At 66.1% G+C, this 14668-nt stretch carries 15 protein-coding genes and 1 pseudogene; 13 read left to right on the plus strand and 3 right to left on the minus strand.

The features are described 5' to 3' along the window. The 8 genes and pseudogenes from ACRDTL_RS18630 to ACRDTL_RS18665 all read left to right on the plus strand — a co-directional run. The coding region (locus tag ACRDTL_RS18630) for an AMP-binding enzyme (RefSeq protein WP_431508176.1) at window positions 1–515 on the plus strand (515 nt) is incomplete at its 5' end. 21 nt (window positions 516–536) lie between these two features. Then, window positions 537–1595 carry an NAD(P)H-dependent amine dehydrogenase family protein gene (locus tag ACRDTL_RS18635; protein WP_431508177.1) on the plus strand — a complete coding sequence of 353 codons (1059 nt, stop codon included), beginning with the start codon at window positions 537–539 and terminating at the stop codon, window positions 1593–1595. After that, window positions 1595–2068, plus strand: a complete 474-nt coding sequence (locus tag ACRDTL_RS18640) for an SRPBCC family protein (protein ID WP_431508178.1) — start codon at window positions 1595–1597, stop codon at window positions 2066–2068. Before ACRDTL_RS18635 ends, ACRDTL_RS18640 begins: the two co-directional genes overlap by 1 nt. Before the next feature lie 4 nt (window positions 2069–2072). Continuing rightward, window positions 2073–2933 carry a class II glutamine amidotransferase gene (locus ACRDTL_RS18645; RefSeq protein WP_431508179.1) on the plus strand — a complete coding sequence of 287 codons (861 nt, stop codon included), beginning with the start codon at window positions 2073–2075 and terminating at the stop codon, window positions 2931–2933. Next, window positions 2930–3805 carry a patatin-like phospholipase family protein gene (locus ACRDTL_RS18650; RefSeq protein ID WP_431508180.1) on the plus strand — a complete coding sequence of 292 codons (876 nt, stop codon included), beginning with the start codon at window positions 2930–2932 and terminating at the stop codon, window positions 3803–3805. The genes ACRDTL_RS18645 and ACRDTL_RS18650 overlap by 4 nt, the downstream gene beginning before the upstream one ends. A 219-nt stretch (window positions 3806–4024) precedes the next feature. After that, window positions 4025–4427: pseudogene (locus ACRDTL_RS18655) on the plus strand (dimethyladenosine transferase). 100 nt (window positions 4428–4527) lie between these two features. Further along, window positions 4528–4773 carry an AbrB/MazE/SpoVT family DNA-binding domain-containing protein gene (locus ACRDTL_RS18660; RefSeq protein ID WP_431508181.1) on the plus strand — a complete coding sequence of 82 codons (246 nt, stop codon included), beginning with the start codon at window positions 4528–4530 and terminating at the stop codon, window positions 4771–4773. Continuing rightward, on the plus strand, window positions 4757–5179 hold the full coding sequence (locus ACRDTL_RS18665; RefSeq protein WP_431508182.1) for a type II toxin-antitoxin system VapC family toxin: 423 nt from the start codon (window positions 4757–4759) through the stop codon (window positions 5177–5179). The genes ACRDTL_RS18660 and ACRDTL_RS18665 overlap by 17 nt, the downstream gene beginning before the upstream one ends. Before the next feature lie 313 nt (window positions 5180–5492). On the opposite strand, the gene ACRDTL_RS18670 is transcribed toward ACRDTL_RS18665, so the two are convergent. Together ACRDTL_RS18670 and ACRDTL_RS18675 are read right to left on the minus strand one after the other, a co-directional pair. Continuing rightward, the gene (locus ACRDTL_RS18670; protein ID WP_431508190.1) at window positions 5493–6155 is read right to left on the minus strand and encodes an RES family NAD+ phosphorylase; all 663 of its coding nucleotides are present in this window, start codon (window positions 6153–6155) and stop codon (window positions 5493–5495) included. Continuing rightward, window positions 6140–6721 carry a hypothetical protein gene (locus tag ACRDTL_RS18675; RefSeq protein ID WP_431508183.1) on the minus strand — a complete coding sequence of 194 codons (582 nt, stop codon included), beginning with the start codon at window positions 6719–6721 and terminating at the stop codon, window positions 6140–6142. Before ACRDTL_RS18675 ends, ACRDTL_RS18670 begins: the two co-directional genes overlap by 16 nt. A gap of 99 nt (window positions 6722–6820) precedes the next feature. On the opposite strand from ACRDTL_RS18675, the gene ACRDTL_RS18680 reads away from it, so the two are divergent. Next, on the plus strand, window positions 6821–7696 hold the full coding sequence (locus tag ACRDTL_RS18680) for an alpha/beta fold hydrolase (protein WP_431508184.1): 876 nt from the start codon (window positions 6821–6823) through the stop codon (window positions 7694–7696). A gap of 42 nt (window positions 7697–7738) precedes the next feature. Here ACRDTL_RS18680 and ACRDTL_RS18685 read toward each other — a convergent pair whose 3' ends face one another. Next, complete coding sequence (locus ACRDTL_RS18685; RefSeq protein WP_431508185.1) at window positions 7739–9037, minus strand: PucR family transcriptional regulator; 1299 nt, start codon at window positions 9035–9037, stop codon at window positions 7739–7741. Window positions 9038–9189: 152 nt separating this feature from the next. Here ACRDTL_RS18685 and ACRDTL_RS18690 point away from each other — a divergent pair, with 152 nt between their 5' ends. The 4 genes from ACRDTL_RS18690 to ACRDTL_RS18705 all read left to right on the plus strand — a co-directional run bounded on the left by ACRDTL_RS18690 (window position 9190) and on the right by ACRDTL_RS18705 (window position 14565). Continuing rightward, the gene (locus tag ACRDTL_RS18690; RefSeq protein WP_431508186.1) at window positions 9190–10674 is read left to right on the plus strand and encodes a class I adenylate-forming enzyme family protein; all 1485 of its coding nucleotides are present in this window, start codon (window positions 9190–9192) and stop codon (window positions 10672–10674) included. A 30-nt stretch (window positions 10675–10704) separates the two neighbouring features. Then, window positions 10705–12513: a DUF3556 domain-containing protein gene (locus ACRDTL_RS18695; protein WP_431508187.1), complete on the plus strand. Its 1809-nt coding sequence runs from the start codon at window positions 10705–10707 to the stop codon at window positions 12511–12513. Continuing rightward, complete coding sequence (locus tag ACRDTL_RS18700; protein ID WP_431508188.1) at window positions 12510–13931, plus strand: phytoene desaturase family protein; 1422 nt, start codon at window positions 12510–12512, stop codon at window positions 13929–13931. The genes ACRDTL_RS18695 and ACRDTL_RS18700 overlap by 4 nt, the downstream gene beginning before the upstream one ends. 160 nt (window positions 13932–14091) lie before the next feature. After that, complete coding sequence (locus ACRDTL_RS18705) at window positions 14092–14565, plus strand: SRPBCC family protein (protein ID WP_431508189.1); 474 nt, start codon at window positions 14092–14094, stop codon at window positions 14563–14565. The last annotated feature ends 103 nt before the right edge of the window (window positions 14566–14668 follow it).

The following is a 14668-nucleotide window of genomic DNA, read 5'->3' on the forward strand; positions in this document are numbered from 1 at the left end:
ACAACGTCTTGCCCAACGACGGCGCGGCCGTGGGCGAACTGGAAGTCCGTGGCCCGTGGATCACCGGCTCTTATTACGGCGGCGCCGACGAGTCCAAGTTCGAATCCGGTTGGCTGCGCACCGGAGAGGTGGGCCGCATCGACGAGCGCGGCTTCATCACGTTGACCGACCGCGCCAAGGACGTGATCAAGTCCGGCGGGGAATGGATCTCGTCGGTCGAACTGGAGAACTGGTTGATCGCGCACCCGGATGTGATCGAGGCCGCGGTGGTCGGGGTTCCCGACGAGCGTTGGCAGGAGCGGCCGCTGGCTGTCGTCGTCGCCACGGAGGGAACGTCACCCGACGCTCATGAGCTGCGAAACTACCTCGCGGACAAGGTCGTTCGGTGGTGGTTGCCCGAACGCTGGACGTTTGTCGAGGAAATCCCGCGCACCAGCGTCGGCAAGTACGACAAAAAGACCGTCCGGGCCCGGTACGCCGAGGACGCCTATCAGGTGACCGAGGTGCGCGACTAGGAGCTCGCGGGAAAGGGTGACATGGCTCTACGGGTAGTGCAATGGGCGACCGGGTCGGTCGGGGTCGCGACCATCAAGGGTGTGCTCGAGCATCCTGAGCTCGAACTCGTCGGCTGCTGGGTGCATTCGGAAGCCAAGAGCGGCAAGGACGTCGGCGAGATCATCGGCACAGCGCCGCTTGGAGTGACCGCGACCAACAACATCGACGACGTGCTCGGGCTGGACGCCGATGCGGTGATTTACGCGCCGTTGGTGGGCAACGTGGAGGAGGTCGCCGCGCTGCTGCGATCCGGCAAAAACGTTGTCACCCCGGTTGGCTGGGTCTACCCCAGCGAACGGTCGGCTGCCCCGCTGGAGGTGGCCGCGCAGGCCGGCAATGCGACGCTGCATGGCGTCGGCATCGCGCCGGGCGCCGTTAGCGAACTGTTCCCGTTGTTGCTGTCGGTGATGTCCACCGGTGTGACTTTCGTTCGCTGCGAAGAATTTTCGGATCTTCGTACCTACGACGCTCCGGATGTGTTGCGCCATGTGATGGGCTTTGGCGGCACACCCGATATCGCGTTGACCGGGCCGATGCAGAAAACGCTCAACAGCGGCTTCATCCAGTCGGTGCGATTGTGTGTCGACCGGTTGGGCTTCGCCGCCGACCCCGAGATCCACACATCACAAGAGGTGGCCGTCGCGACCGCGCCGATCGACTCGCCGATCGGGGTGATCGAGCCGGGCCAGGTCGCCGGGCGCCGCTTCCACTGGGAAGCGCTGGTCGCTGACACGGTGGTAGTCCGGGTCACGGTGAACTGGCTGATGGGCGAGGAAGACCTGGACCCGCCTTGGTCTTTCGGTCCCGCAGGGACACGCTACGAAATCGAGCTACGTGGAAACCCGGACGCCTTCGTCACGGTCAAGGGCTGGCAGCCCGAGAGCGTCGAAGCCGGCCTGAAAAGCAACCCCGGTGTTGTCGCTACCGCCGCGCACTGCGTCAACGCGATCCCGGCGACGTGCGCGGCGCCGGCCGGCATCCAGAGCTTCTTCGATCTGCCGCTGATCACCGGGCGGGCCGCACCCGGGCTGGCGCGCTGATGGCGAGGCCGCTGACCGTCGAGCAATCGCGGACGGTCCCCGTCGCTGCCGGGGACACGTTCAGCCGCACCCTGCCGCTGCCGCTGCCCACGCTGTTTCGTCACCGGTACGGGCCGATTCCGCCGATCAAAGCGGTCCGCGACCAGGACGGCGAGTGGGGCACCGTCGGCCAGAGCGGGACCGTGATGTTGGTCGGCGGGGACAGCATGCGCGAGCAGCTGACCGCGGTGCAGCCGCCAGACTCGTTCAGTTACACGCTGACCGAGATCGCCGGCCCGCTGGCGCCGCTGGTCAGCCGGGTCGAGGGGCAATGGAGCTTCGCCCCGGCCGGCACCGGAAGCACCGTCACCTGGCGATGGACCATCCATCCCCGGTCCGCGCTGACCGCGCCGGTGTTGCCGGTGCTGGGCCGGCTGTGGCGGGGCTATGCGCGCCGGTCGCTGGAGGAGCTGTCGAGGCAGCTGGTGGGTTGAGGCGATGTGCCGACTGTTTGGGCTGCACGCCGGAACCAATCTCGTCACCGCCACGTTCTGGCTGCTCGACGCCCCTGACAACCTGGCCGCGCAAAGCAGACGGAATCCGGACGGCACCGGGGTGGGAGTTTTCGACGGTGCCGGCCGACCGCAGCTGCGGAAGCAACCGATCGCCGCGTGGCGTGACGCCGACTTCGCCACCGAAGCGCAGGACATGACCGGCACCACGTTCATCGGGCATGTCCGCTACGCGACCACCGGGTCGCACGACCTGGTCAACACCCACCCGTTTCTGCAGGACGACCGGATCTTCGCGCACAACGGGGTGGTGGAGGGTCTGGATGTGCTCGACGAGCGGTTGGCCGCGCTCGGTACAGCGGATCTTGTGCTGGGACAGACTGATTCCGAGCGGGTGTTCGCGTTGATCACCGCCTCGGTCCGGGCACGCGGCGGCAACGTGGCAGCGGGGTTGCTCGACGCCATGGGCTGGCTGGCTGCCAACCTGCCGATCTACGCGATCAACGTGCTACTGAGCACCGCCACCGATATGTGGGCGCTGCGCTACCCGGAGCCGCACGAGCTCTACCTGCTGGACCGCCGCAAAATTCTGCCCGGCTCCCGATTCCATCTGCGCACCAACCGGATTCGGACCCACTCGGATCAGCTGGGGTCCCGGCCGTCGGTGGTGTTCGCCAGCGAGCCGATGGACGACGACCCCCGCTGGCAGCTGATCGCCCCCGGCGAGCTGGTCCACGTCAACGCCGATCTGCAGATCAGCCGTGACGTGGTGCTGCCGGATCCACCGCGACACCAGCTGCACCGGGCGGACTTGAGCTCGGCGGTGCAGGCCGCCCAACACACGTGACGGCCAGACGTGCGCTGGTGCTGGCCGGCGGGGGAGTGGCAGGAATCGCCTGGGAGACAGGGGTTTTGCGTGGTATCGCCGATGAATCGGGTGCCGTGGCGGACGCGCTGCTGGCTTCCGACGTGCTGGTGGGGACATCGGCCGGCTCGGCGGTTGCGGCGCAGATCAGCAGCGGATTGTCGATCGATGAGCTGTTCGCCCGGCAAGTCGCGGGGGCCTCCGCCGAGTTGGATCCGGGTGTCGGCGTCGACGACATCACCGACCTGTTTCTGGCGGCGATGGCCGAACCGGATGTCGCGCGCAAACGCCAACTCATCGGCGCGGCGGCCCTGGTTGCCGAGACCGTGCCCGAGCCGGTCCGCCGAGAGGTGATCGCCCAGCGGCTGCCGTCGCATGGCTGGCCCGACCGGGAGCTGCGCATCACCACCATCGATATCACCACCGGTGAACTCGTTGTGCTCGACCGTGGTTCGGGTGTGCACCTGGTCGACGCGGTGGCGGCCAGTTGCGCGGTGCCGGGAGCATGGCCGCCGGTGACGATCGGGGACCGGCGGTACATGGACGGCGGGATCGGCAGCACGATCAACCTGGAGGCTGCTGATGATTGCGACGTCGCGGTGGTGTTGGTGCCCGCGGGCGTATCGGCGCCGTCGTCGTTCGGTGCCGGACCCGCCGCCGAGATCGGCGCGTTCGATAGCGCGGCGCTGGGCGTGTTCGCCGACGACGGGTCGCTGGCCGCATTCGGGTCCAACCCGCTGGATCCACGCTGCCGGACCGCGTCAGCGCTGGCCGGTCGCGCTCAGGGCCGCCGCGAGGCGGCGGCGGTCGCGGCGTTCCTGGGCGGCTACGTTAGCGGTGGGTCACCGGAGTGAGGAGCCGCACGAGGAAGTCTCCGTTTTCATCCGATGAGCTTGTGTGCCAACGACGTCCACGCCCTGATTAGACCTCGGACGCGTCTTCGAGGTGCTCCGCTGCGCGAGGGTGATCAGTTCCGGCAACGCATCGCTTCGGACAGATTGTTCCGTTCCGCTAATCGACCGAAGCGTAGTCTCGATCTGGTCGCGCTGTGGGGCCGCGCGAAGGGAGACACCATGACTGTCATTGTGGTCGACGCGGGACCCGGTCGGGTCAGCCGATCGGTGGACGGATCAGGCCACGGTTCGCGACAACGTCAAGGCGCCGGCGGAACTTACTGTCGGGTCGAAGTTTTCGACGCATATGAAGATGTACGGCGTGCCATACCGCATCACCACCCGAGTGACCGCGCTCCAGCCGAATGAATTGGTTGAGTGGCGCCACCCGGAGGGCCACCGCTGGCGATGGGAATTCGAGTCGCTCTCACCGACACTGACCCGGGTCACCGAGACGTTCGACTATCACGACGCCGGTCTGCTGCGACGGAAGTTCTACGAGCTGACAGGGTCCATCAAAGCCAACAAGAAGGGTATCGAGGCAACCCTGGCCCAGCTGCGCGACCGCTACGCCGCAAAGTAGGTCACGATGGGTCGTCCGACTGACGGGGCTGAAGCTGGACAACGCATAGAGCGTTGGTAATTTACTGCCATTATGGCAACGCTGTGGTAAAGTACTGCCAATGTATGTGACGGTAGACCAGGTGGGACGGGTTGTTATCCCCAAAGCGCTGCGCGTCGCGCTAGGGATCACACCCGACACGCAGCTCGAACTGATTCCAGACGGATCGGGTCTGCGGATCGAGCCTGTTCGACGGCGCCAACGCTCGATCGATACCAGCGACGGGCTACCGATACTCGGCAACGTCGAGGGTGCCGTGCTGACGGACCACGACGTGCGCCGGCTTCGCGATGACGCCCAACGGTGACCTATGGGCGTGCGACACCAGCATTGCCGTCGCAGCACTCGATCCGACCCACGAAGCGCACCCGGCCTGCCGCCGGGCCCTGGTTGAATTTCGTCCCGCGCTCGCCGGGCACGCCGCGTTCGAGACGTATTCGGTGCTGACCCGGCTACCACTTCCGCTGCGCTTGAGTGCGGGCCAGGCAGCCTCGGTACTGGCTGCGGCTTTCCCGGAAGAATGTTGGCTCGACGCACCCGGAACCCGCGACCTTCGCGCGCGCCTTGCCGGCTTGGACATCGTCGGTGGATCGGTCTATGACGCCCTCGTCGCTCAGGCTGCTGTCACCAATCACCGCACCCTGCTCACCCGTGACCCTCGGGCTGAGCGCACCTACCGCTCGCTCGACGTCGAGTACCGGTTCGTGGACTGATCGCAATTCCCCTCGGCCGAGCACTACGGCGGGCGGGCCGCCTAGCCGGCCAGTTCACCGCGTGAGGTTTGATGGATGACAGAGCATGCGCGATCTGGCCGTTCGAAGGCCGCAACTTGGGTGTTCAGCGGATCACCGGAACGAGCAGGCGCGCACCGTGTTCCGGACCCCAGTGCAGGGTGGTGCCGCCGCGTGCCGGCAAAGCTGATATTCGAACCCGTCGTATTCGGTTGTGTCGTAAGCAGTGGGGTAGCGGCGTGGTGCTGCCGGACTGTGTCTCTTGGGAGCTTCTTCGGTCGCTGCAGCCAAGTCTTCAGATCACGTCGTAGCCGAGCCGCTGAGCGCCGCCGGCGATGCGTCGTGCCAACCCCGGATGGTTGAGGGGTTCGGAAAAAATGGGTTGGCCCGGCATCGCTGTGGCTGCTGGCAGGAACAGCGCTATGCAAGCTGTCCCGGCGAAGCGGCTGTTGTGTCGCAGACCGTCGAGGTCGGGAAATGCATCGACAATGCGCTTAGCCCAGCGCTGGGTGATCGAGTGCGGGGCAGTTGACATGGCGAAAGTGCCGCCTGCCCTGGTCGCCCATGCCCCGGTGCTGTCGGCGGCAACATCGAGCAAGTGAAGTTCCCGCGTGAAACCTAGACCGGTCAAATACGGTGCGTCGCGAAAGCGATCTATCGTCCGGTCGGCCTGAAACGTCTCGGCTAGCGCGGCATCCGGGGTCCAGGCTCCGTACCAAATCCCGCGATCAGGGTGGACGCGCCGCGGCAGCGGGTGCGGATCAAACCGCAACACCGGCCCGAAGCGCCGAAATGCGTTCCATGCCAGGACGTTAGGACCATCGGTGCGATGCACTCGCCACCACAGCTCATCGGTACTGATCGTGTGGTACTCGTTGTCACGGATCCCGATCCCACAGAGTTTGTCCTTGGAGGGCGGATCAGGTAGGCGCGTACGGGCAGTCACCTGCCGTACCAGTCGGTGGTTTCAGCGACCGCGACTACCGCAGCAATGTCACCCCCGCTGCGCAGCCAATCCAGGGGCGACATCGTGTTGCCGTCCACTTGCAGATCGGGGTGCGGTGCGTGAAGGAATCCGTCGACGGCCACTGGATGCAAGTCGGCCGGCAACGCTTGGAACACCCGGTCTAATCCTCGAATCTGCTTTGTCGGGTCACCGTTTGCGTCACGTTCGAACTGTGTCAATGGAAAAAGCCAAGTGGCGCCCTCCTGGATGGCCCAGAGGCCTCGGTCCAATCGCCGCTGACGCACCCTTGAAGATGAGATGCCCAGGCCTTCGGCCACCTCGTTGGTAGTGAACGCCGTGTTGATCAGCCGCCCGAGGTGGGCTGCAGTGTCAACTGCGGCCTTGGCATAGGCTCGCGGGTCCTCGCTGAACCCCACCTCGTCGAGCAGCTGGGCTTCCGCAGCGGTCAGCTGGGCAGCCCAGGGCCGCAGGATCGGCAACGTTTTGAGCGCAGCCACAACGTCATCGCGGCTTACGTCGTAATGCTCACGCAGCAGCTGATCCAGTTCATCGCGCATAACGACCTCCGGACTAACGGTTACTAACACCGTACCATTAGCGTTAGTCAACTGGGCACCCGGTGATATGGACGCGGCTTGGTGCGGTAGACAGTTGCCATGTTCGCGGGCTTCGACACCGTCGACGTCGACATCGACGGCGTGCGCATCCACGCCCGTGTCGGCGGCGAGGGGCCGCCGGTCCTGCTGCTGCACGGCTACCCGCAAACCCACGTGATGTGGTACCAGGTGGCGCCCGCGCTGGCCGATCTGCACACGGTGGTCGCCGCCGACCTGCGCGGATACGGCGACTCGGGCAAGCCGGCGTCGGTCGCCGACCATGCGTCGTATGCCAAGCGTGCGATGGCCGCCGACATGGCTGGACTGATGACCGCATTGGGCCATGAGCGGTTCACCCTTGTGGGCCACGACCGCGGCGCACGAGTGGCCCACCGGCTCTGCCTCGACCATCCCGACCGCGTTGAGCGAGCCGCGGTGCTCGACATCGTTCCGACCCGGCATGTCTTCGCAAATGTCGACCGCGCCCTGGCGACCATCTACGACCACTGGTTCTTCCTCGCGGAGCCATCCGACCTGCCCGAGGTTCTCATCGGGGGCGCTCCCGAGTACTTCCTGCGCCGCAAGCTCGAGCAGTGGTCCGGGCCCGACGCTGCGTTTAACGAGGAGGCGATGACCCAGTACGTCCGTTGCTTCTCCGATCCCGAGACGATCCGGGCCAGCTGCGAGGACTACCGGGCGGCCGCCTCCATCGACCTGGACCACGACAACGCGGACATCGCCGCGGGTCACCGTATGCTCTGTCCGCTTCTTGTCCTGTGGGCAGCCCGCGGGTACGTCGGTGCGGCGTATGACGTGTTAGAGGTATGGCGTGAGTACGCCGACGACATCCGTGGGCAGGCGGTCGACTGCGGGCACTTTTTACCCGAGGAGGCTCCCTCGGAGACCGTCATGGCATTGCGCGACTTCTTGGCTTAGTCGTCCTAACGCTTTGCACCATGAGATGGCCGGCAGATGGTTTTACTGGTGGTCCGGCTGGAATACGGCGGCACCGAGCCAATGGCAGATCAGCAGTGCGAGTTCGACGTCGAGACGGTCATCGGTGACCGGCCGGCCACGGCGCTCGTTCGCCCGCAACACCCGGTACTTCACCGAGTTGAAGTGCAGATTCAGTTCCTCGGCCGCTGTCTTGTAGTTGCCGTGGCGCAGGAAGGTTCGCAGCGTTTCGCGCAGCCGCGCATCGTTGTCCGTGTCGGCGGCCAACGCGCCGAGCGTCTCATGCACCCACGCCCGTGCCTCGGCCACGTTGTCGCACAGCAGCGCCGCTGCTGAGAGCCCAGGGTCGGTCGCCGCGGTGACGTGTCGCACCGGCGCTCCCGCGGCGATGGCGACGCGGCGGGCACTCAGCGCCTGGCGATGTGATCGTCGAAAACCGGCGATACCCGGCAGGGGGGTGCCGACGGATAGATACGGCGCCTCTGGGTGGTCGGCAATTACCCGGCGGATGTCGGCCGCCAAAGCTCCTTCGCGGGCCATTTCGATACCGTTGGGCCCCAGCGGAATCCACGCCCATCCGCTGACCCGGTCCACCGCGACGAACAATGCTGCGCCTTGGGTGTTCATCGATTCGGCAAGGTCGGAGACGGTCCGCTCCAGCCGGGCCAATTCGCTGCCGGAGTCCTCATCGTCGGGAAACCACAAGACCAGCGCGAGATGCGTGCGCCGCAGCGGATATCCGAGTGCGGCAGTCGCCGAGTCTATGTCGACGTCGGTGGCGTCGAGCATTTCGCGGACCCGCACCGCGCGCAGGTGGTTGCGGTTTTCCAGCCAGCGGTCCCGTTCGGCCTCGTAGGCGGCGACAACTTGTTGAGAGATCCAGTCGATGTAGCCGGAGACGATCTTCGTCAGTTCCGCGAACACGTCGAAGCCGGCGCCGGGTGGCAGGGCGGACTCACGGATGTCGAGCAGGATCAGATCCAGTAGCGCTTGTTGGCCGAGGCGGTAGGCGCGCACCAGCGCGTTGGCGGCGACACCGTGTTGCGCCAGTCGCCGCGCATACTCCAACGCCGCGGTCGGCGGCTGGACCCGGTCCAGCGGGATTTCGTGTTGCAGCGCGTGAAAGATGGTGGCGACGTTGCCTTCGACGCTGGAGCGCATCAGTTCGAGCAGCTGCGCGTCGCTGCGCAGCTCGGATATCTCGGTGCTCAACTTCTCGTAGATGGTTTGCGTGACATCGGTCAGCCGGTCGCTGAGCCGAGCGATGACCGCGACCGCGTCCACGCTGACGACCGAACCGGCGTGTTGGCTTCCCACCGCCATGCCCCGACGATAACCCGCATGTTGTGACCAGGGGGTTTGTTTGTCGTCAACAACCGCCGCGGTGAATTTGGTCGACCGGCGACCATGCGCAGGTCGGCACCGGATTCCTATGGTTGAAGCCTCGCTCCCAGACCGTCGATTCAGGACCGCAGATGACCCTTTCGCCGTTACCTCAATTGCCCGACTGCCGCGCCACTCAGGATCCGCAGGGGCCGTGCCTGGCCGACGACGACGTCGAGTTCGACAACGAGCAGTTCGCCGCGGCCGTCCGGCGGGCTGCGGCCGCACTGCAAACGCACGGCGTTTGCCCCGGTGACGTGGTCGCGGTGCTGCTGCCCAACACCAGTGCCCTGGTGGTAACGCTTTTCGCCGCATGGCATCTGGGCGCGGCGGTGACCCCGGTCAACCCGGCTCTGGTCCCCGCGGAGGTGGCCTACCAGGTCTCCGACGCCGCCGCGAAGGTGTTAGTCGTCGATACGGTGCCCGACTTCGAGGTTTCGGCGCCCACCGTGTTGACCACCTGTGATCTGGCCACACATCCGGTGATGGCCGACGCGCCGACGGAAGCGTCCGACGAGGCGCTGGCGCTGCTGATCTACACCAGCGGGACCACCGGCCGCCCCAAGGGCGTGATGCTCGATCACGCCAACCTGAACGCCAACTGCCGCATGGCGATCGATGCGGTGAAGTTGACCAGTGTCGACCACAGCCTGCTGATCCTGCCGCTGTTCCACGCCAATGGGATCGTGGTGGGCACGCTGTCGCCGCTGCTGGCCGGCGGCCGGGTCACCATCGCGGGCCGGTTCAGCCCGAAGACGTTCTTCGACCGGCTCGAACGCAGCCGGGCCACCTATTTCTCGGCCGTTCCCACCATCTACACCATGCTTGCCGACCTGCCGCCGCAGGTGCAGCCCGACACCTCGTCGGTGCGTTTCGGGATCTGCGGTGCGGCGCCGGCCAGCATCGAACTGCTGGACAAGTTCTACGACCGCTACGGCATCCCACTCCTTGAGGGCTACGGGTTGTCCGAAGGAACCTGCGCGAGCACGCTCAACCCACTCGACGGCGTACGCAAGCCCGGCACCGTCGGACTACCGCTGCCCGGCCAGACGGTACGCATCGCCGACGCTAACGGTGAGCCGGTTCCCGACGGGAAGACCGGGGAGGTGCTCATCGGTGGACCCAATGTGATGCGCGGTTATCTCAACCGGCCCGAGGAGACGGCCAAGACGCTGGTCGACGGGTGGCTGCACACCGGGGACATCGGCCGCCTCGATGAGGACGGCTACCTGGTGCTGGTCGACCGCGCCAAGGACATGATCATCCGCGGCGGGGAGAACATCTACCCCAAGGAGATCGAAACTGTCATCTACCAGCTGCCGCAGATCGCCGAGGCGGCAGTCGTCGGCCGCCCCAGCGAGAAGTACGGCGAAGAGCCAGTGCTGTTCGTGGCACTCAACTCACACGCAACGCTGACCGGCGATGAGATCGCCGAACACGCTCAGCGCAACCTGTCGAAATACAAGCTGCCCGCCACGATCACCATTCTTCAAGAGCTACCTAAGAACCCTGTCGGCAAGATCGACAAACCCTCGCTGCGAAAATCGCTGACTCACGCCGGCGCAGTCAGCCCTTAACCAACCCGCCAAGAATAAGGAGTAACTCCCATGGGATTCGTGAAGCCCTACCTGCCCGATGTCGATCCGGACGAGCTACTGCGGAGACCGCTGCTGGAACGGCTCCGGTTCTACGCGACCGATTGGGTGGAAGAAGGGTTCGGGACACCGAAGATGGTGCACTGCATCTACATTGCGAAGACATTCTTGTTCTTCGCGCTGGTTGGCGCGATCATCGCGACCGCGACCTCACCCGGGGTAGCGCCATTCTGGCGGGTGAGCGAGTGGTGGAACCAGCCGATCGTCTACCAGAAGGTGATCCTGTGGATCGTGCTGTGCGAGATCCTGGGCATCGCCGGCACGTGGGGCCCGCTGATGGGCAGGGTGAAGCCGATGACCGGTGGCGTGCGGTTCTGGACGAAGCCGGACACGATCAGACAACCGCCCTGGCCGTGGCTACCGGGAACCAGCGGGGATCGCCGTACCCGAGGTGACGTCGGTCTCTACGTGGCGGTCCTGGTCAGCCTGGCGGTGCCGCTGATGCTGCCCGGTGTGCCCAGTGCGTCGCTATCCGAGCGGCTACCGGGAAACACCTCCGGGCTAGTCAATCCGGCGCTGGTCGCCGTGGCGGTCGGCCTGCTGCTCCTGCTGGGCCTGCGGGACAAGATCTCGTTTTTGGCCGCGCGCAGCGACCAATACCTGGCGGCGCTGATTTTCTTCACCGTGCTGCCGTTCACCAACATGATCATCGCGCTCAAGCTGCTGATCGTGGCGTCGTGGACGGGTGCGGCCTTCTCCAAGATCGGCAAACATTTCTCCAATGTGGTGGCACCGATGGTGAGCAACGCCCCGTGGACACCCAAACGAATGCGTCGTGCGGCGTACCGTGACTACCCACGGGATCTGCACCCCTCAGGGGTGTCCCATTTCATGGCCCATGTCCTCGGTACCGTCTTGGAGTTCGCCTCCCCGCTGATCCTGTTGTTCTCCACCAACATGACCCTCACCGTGGCGGCGGTCGGGTTGGTGTGGGCGCTGCACGTGTTTATCATCTCCGTTTTCCCGCTGGCGGTGCCGCTGGAATGGAACGTCGTCTTCATCTACGCGGCCGCGTTTTTGTTCCTGGGCTTTCCGGCCTGGGACGGCTACGGCGTCACCGACATGTCTCCGCCCTGGCTGGTGCTGGTGATAGCAGCCGCTCTGCTGTTCTTACCGGTGCTCGGCAACATCCGGCCGGACAAGGTGTCGTTTCTGTGGTCGTTTCGCCAATACGCCGGCAACTGGGCCTGCAGCCTGTGGACGTTCGCGCCCGGCGCCGAGGAGAAACTCGACCGGATCACCAAGCCGACCCGCAACCTAGTGGACCAGTTCGCCCAGGTCGGCTACGAGCCGCCGTGGAATGAGGCCACCCTGCAGCGGACGTTAGGCTTCCGATCCCTCAACCCGCAGGGCCGCGGCGAGTTCTCGGTGCTGATCTCCCGCCTGGCCGACATCGAGACCCGCACGATACGGGAAGGCGAGTTTCACTGCGGCCCGACGATCGGCTTCAGCTTCGGCGAGGGACACCTGCACAACGAGGGCTTGATCCGCGCCCTACAAAGCCGGGTCGGGTATGCCCCTGGTGAGTGCGTCGTGGTCTGCGTCGAATCGGAGGCCGTCGGCAGCGGTATCCAGCACTACCGGCTGGTCGACGCGGCGCTCGGGGAACTCGAGCGCGGCACGTGGAACGTCGCCGAGGCGGCCGATGCGCAACCCTGGCTGCCCGACGGGCCGATCCCGTTGACCGTGACCGGGCGCGCGGCCCGGTTGCCCGAATGGTTCCGTGGCGCCCGGGAAAGTGGCCGCGAAGCGCTGGCGTGAGCATCGCGACCGTGGTCGGCGGCGGGCCCAACGGGCTCGCCGCCGCCATCGTCCTCGCCCAGCACGGTGTGCACGTCACGGTGCTGGAAGCGGCCGACGAGATCGGCGGCGGCACCCGATCCGGTGAGGCCATCGTGCCCGGTCTGCTGCACGATCACTGCTCGGCCATCCACCCGATGGCCGTCGGCTCGCCGTTTCTGGCCGCCCTCGGCCTGGAGCGCTACGGCCTGTCGTGGGTGCAGCCGGAGATCGACTGCGTGCACCCGCTCGACGACGGGTCTGCCGGGGTGCTGCACCGCTCGGTGCAGCAGACCGCCGCCGGGCTGGGCCGCGACGGACCTTCGTGGCGGCTGCTGTTCGGCCGTCCGTCGGCACGGTTCGACGCCCTGTCCGAGGACGTCATGCGGCCGCTGCTGCGGTTGCCGCATCATCCGCTGATGCTGGCCCGCTTCGGGTTGCCCACCGCGTTTCCCGCTTCGACGGTTGCCCGGCTGTTCCGCACCGATGCCGGACGAGCACTGTTCGGAGGTGTTGCGGCACACGCATTTCGGCCGCTGCACTACCCGCTGTCCGCGGCGGTCGGGCTGGGCATCGGTGCTGCCGGACACCGGCACGGCTGGGCGGTCGCCGCCGGCGGATCGGGATCGATCACCACCGCGATGGCGTCGCTGCTGACCGACCTGGGCGGCAAACTCGAAACCGGAGTTCGAATCGGGTCGGCGTCGCAGCTGCCCGCCGCCGACGTGACGATGTTCGACTTGGCGCCGGAGGCGGTCGGGGCCATCCTGGGCGAACGACTGCCCCGGCGGGTCGCCCGTGCCTTCACCCGGTTCCGGCGCGGCCCGGGCGCCTTCAAGGTCGATTTCGCGGTCGACGGCGGGGTCCCGTGGACGAATCCGGATGCGCGCCGGGCCGGCACCGTGCACCTGGCCGGAACCTACCGCGAGCTGGCGGCCACCGAGCGCGGTATCCACGCCGGGCGCATGCCGGCGCGGCCCTTCGTATTGGTCGGACAGCAATACCTGGCCGACCCGCAACGCTCGGTGGGCAACATCCATCCGGTCTGGACGTACGCCCACGTCCCCAACGGCTACACCGGGGACGCCACCGCGGCGATCATCGCCCAGATCGAGCGGTTCGCGCCCGGCTTTTCCGGGCGCATCGTCGGGCAGGCGGTCCGTTCCACCACCCAAATGGCCGCTTACAACCCCAATTACGTGGGTGGTGACATCATGACCGGGTCGAAGGACATCCGCCAGCTCGTGTTCGGGCCGCGACTGACGCTCTCGCCGTACCGGATCGGCGTCCCCGGCATATACATCTGCTCGGCGGCCACACCACCGGGGCCAGGCGCGCACGGCATGTGCGGCGCCAACGCTGCACGCTCCGCGCTGAGCTACCTGGCGCGGCGGCACTGAGCTGCAAGCGGACTACCACGGGCCGGCGAAAATCGCTCAAGCCATCCCTTGGAAGCCACCACACCACGGCCATCTCCCCACCGGAGGTCCTCTGCGCCCGCCGGGCTATATTCTGGTCTTGACTTCGTTGCACCGTTGGGGGCGGATGAAGGGAGACATCATGGTTGTCACGGTTGTCGATGCGGGAGCCCGGCAGGTCAGCCGGTCGGTTGAGGTGGCCGCGCCAGCGGCCGAATTGTTCGCGATGGCTGCTGATCCCAGGCGTCACCGTGAACTCGACGGATCGGGAACGGTCCGCGACAACATCAAGGCACCGGCGGAACTTACTGTCGGGTCGAAGTTTTCGACGAATATGAAGATGTTCGGCGTGCCGTACCGCATCACCAGCACCGTGACCGCCTTGACACCAAGCGAATTGGTTGAGTGGCGCCATCCGGAGGGTCATCGCTGGCGATGGGAATTCGAGTCGCTTTCGCCGACCCTGACCCGGGTCACCGAGACGTTCGACTATCAACACGCCGGTACGCTCAAACTGAAGTTCTACGAGTTGACGCGCGCCATGAAAACCAACGCGGCGGGCATCGAGGCCACACTGGTCAAGCTGCACGATCGCTACGCGCAAAGTAGGTCGTGATGGATCATCCGCATTCCACCGGACCGCGCCGGGGGGAACAGGGTGTAGACCTGCGGGCGGTCAATGATGGCGAGCGTGCGTGTTCCCGGGCGCACGCCCGGGG

Source organism: Mycobacterium sp. (assembly GCF_050700595.1).
GTDB lineage: Bacteria > Actinomycetota > Actinomycetes > Mycobacteriales > Mycobacteriaceae > Mycobacterium.

What these genes read in the sequence shown, in the direction of transcription:
- ACRDTL_RS18635 (WP_431508177.1), top strand. Translation starts at nt 537, where the DNA reads ATGGCTCTACGGGTAGTGCAATGGGCGACCGGGTCGGTCGGGGTCGCG.
- ACRDTL_RS18640 (WP_431508178.1), top strand. Translation starts at nt 1,595, where the DNA reads ATGGCGAGGCCGCTGACCGTCGAGCAATCGCGGACGGTCCCCGTCGCT.
- ACRDTL_RS18645 (WP_431508179.1), top strand. Translation starts at nt 2,073, where the DNA reads ATGTGCCGACTGTTTGGGCTGCACGCCGGAACCAATCTCGTCACCGCC.
- ACRDTL_RS18660 (WP_431508181.1), top strand. Translation starts at nt 4,528, where the DNA reads ATGTATGTGACGGTAGACCAGGTGGGACGGGTTGTTATCCCCAAAGCG.
- ACRDTL_RS18665 (WP_431508182.1), top strand. Translation starts at nt 4,757, where the DNA reads ATGACGCCCAACGGTGACCTATGGGCGTGCGACACCAGCATTGCCGTC.
- ACRDTL_RS18675 (WP_431508183.1), bottom strand. Translation starts at nt 6,721, where the DNA reads ATGCGCGATGAACTGGATCAGCTGCTGCGTGAGCATTACGACGTAAGC.
- ACRDTL_RS18680 (WP_431508184.1), top strand. Translation starts at nt 6,821, where the DNA reads ATGTTCGCGGGCTTCGACACCGTCGACGTCGACATCGACGGCGTGCGC.
- ACRDTL_RS18685 (WP_431508185.1), bottom strand. Translation starts at nt 9,037, where the DNA reads ATGGCGGTGGGAAGCCAACACGCCGGTTCGGTCGTCAGCGTGGACGCG.
- ACRDTL_RS18690 (WP_431508186.1), top strand. Translation starts at nt 9,190, where the DNA reads ATGACCCTTTCGCCGTTACCTCAATTGCCCGACTGCCGCGCCACTCAG.
- ACRDTL_RS18695 (WP_431508187.1), top strand. Translation starts at nt 10,705, where the DNA reads ATGGGATTCGTGAAGCCCTACCTGCCCGATGTCGATCCGGACGAGCTA.
- ACRDTL_RS18705 (WP_431508189.1), top strand. Translation starts at nt 14,092, where the DNA reads ATGGTTGTCACGGTTGTCGATGCGGGAGCCCGGCAGGTCAGCCGGTCG.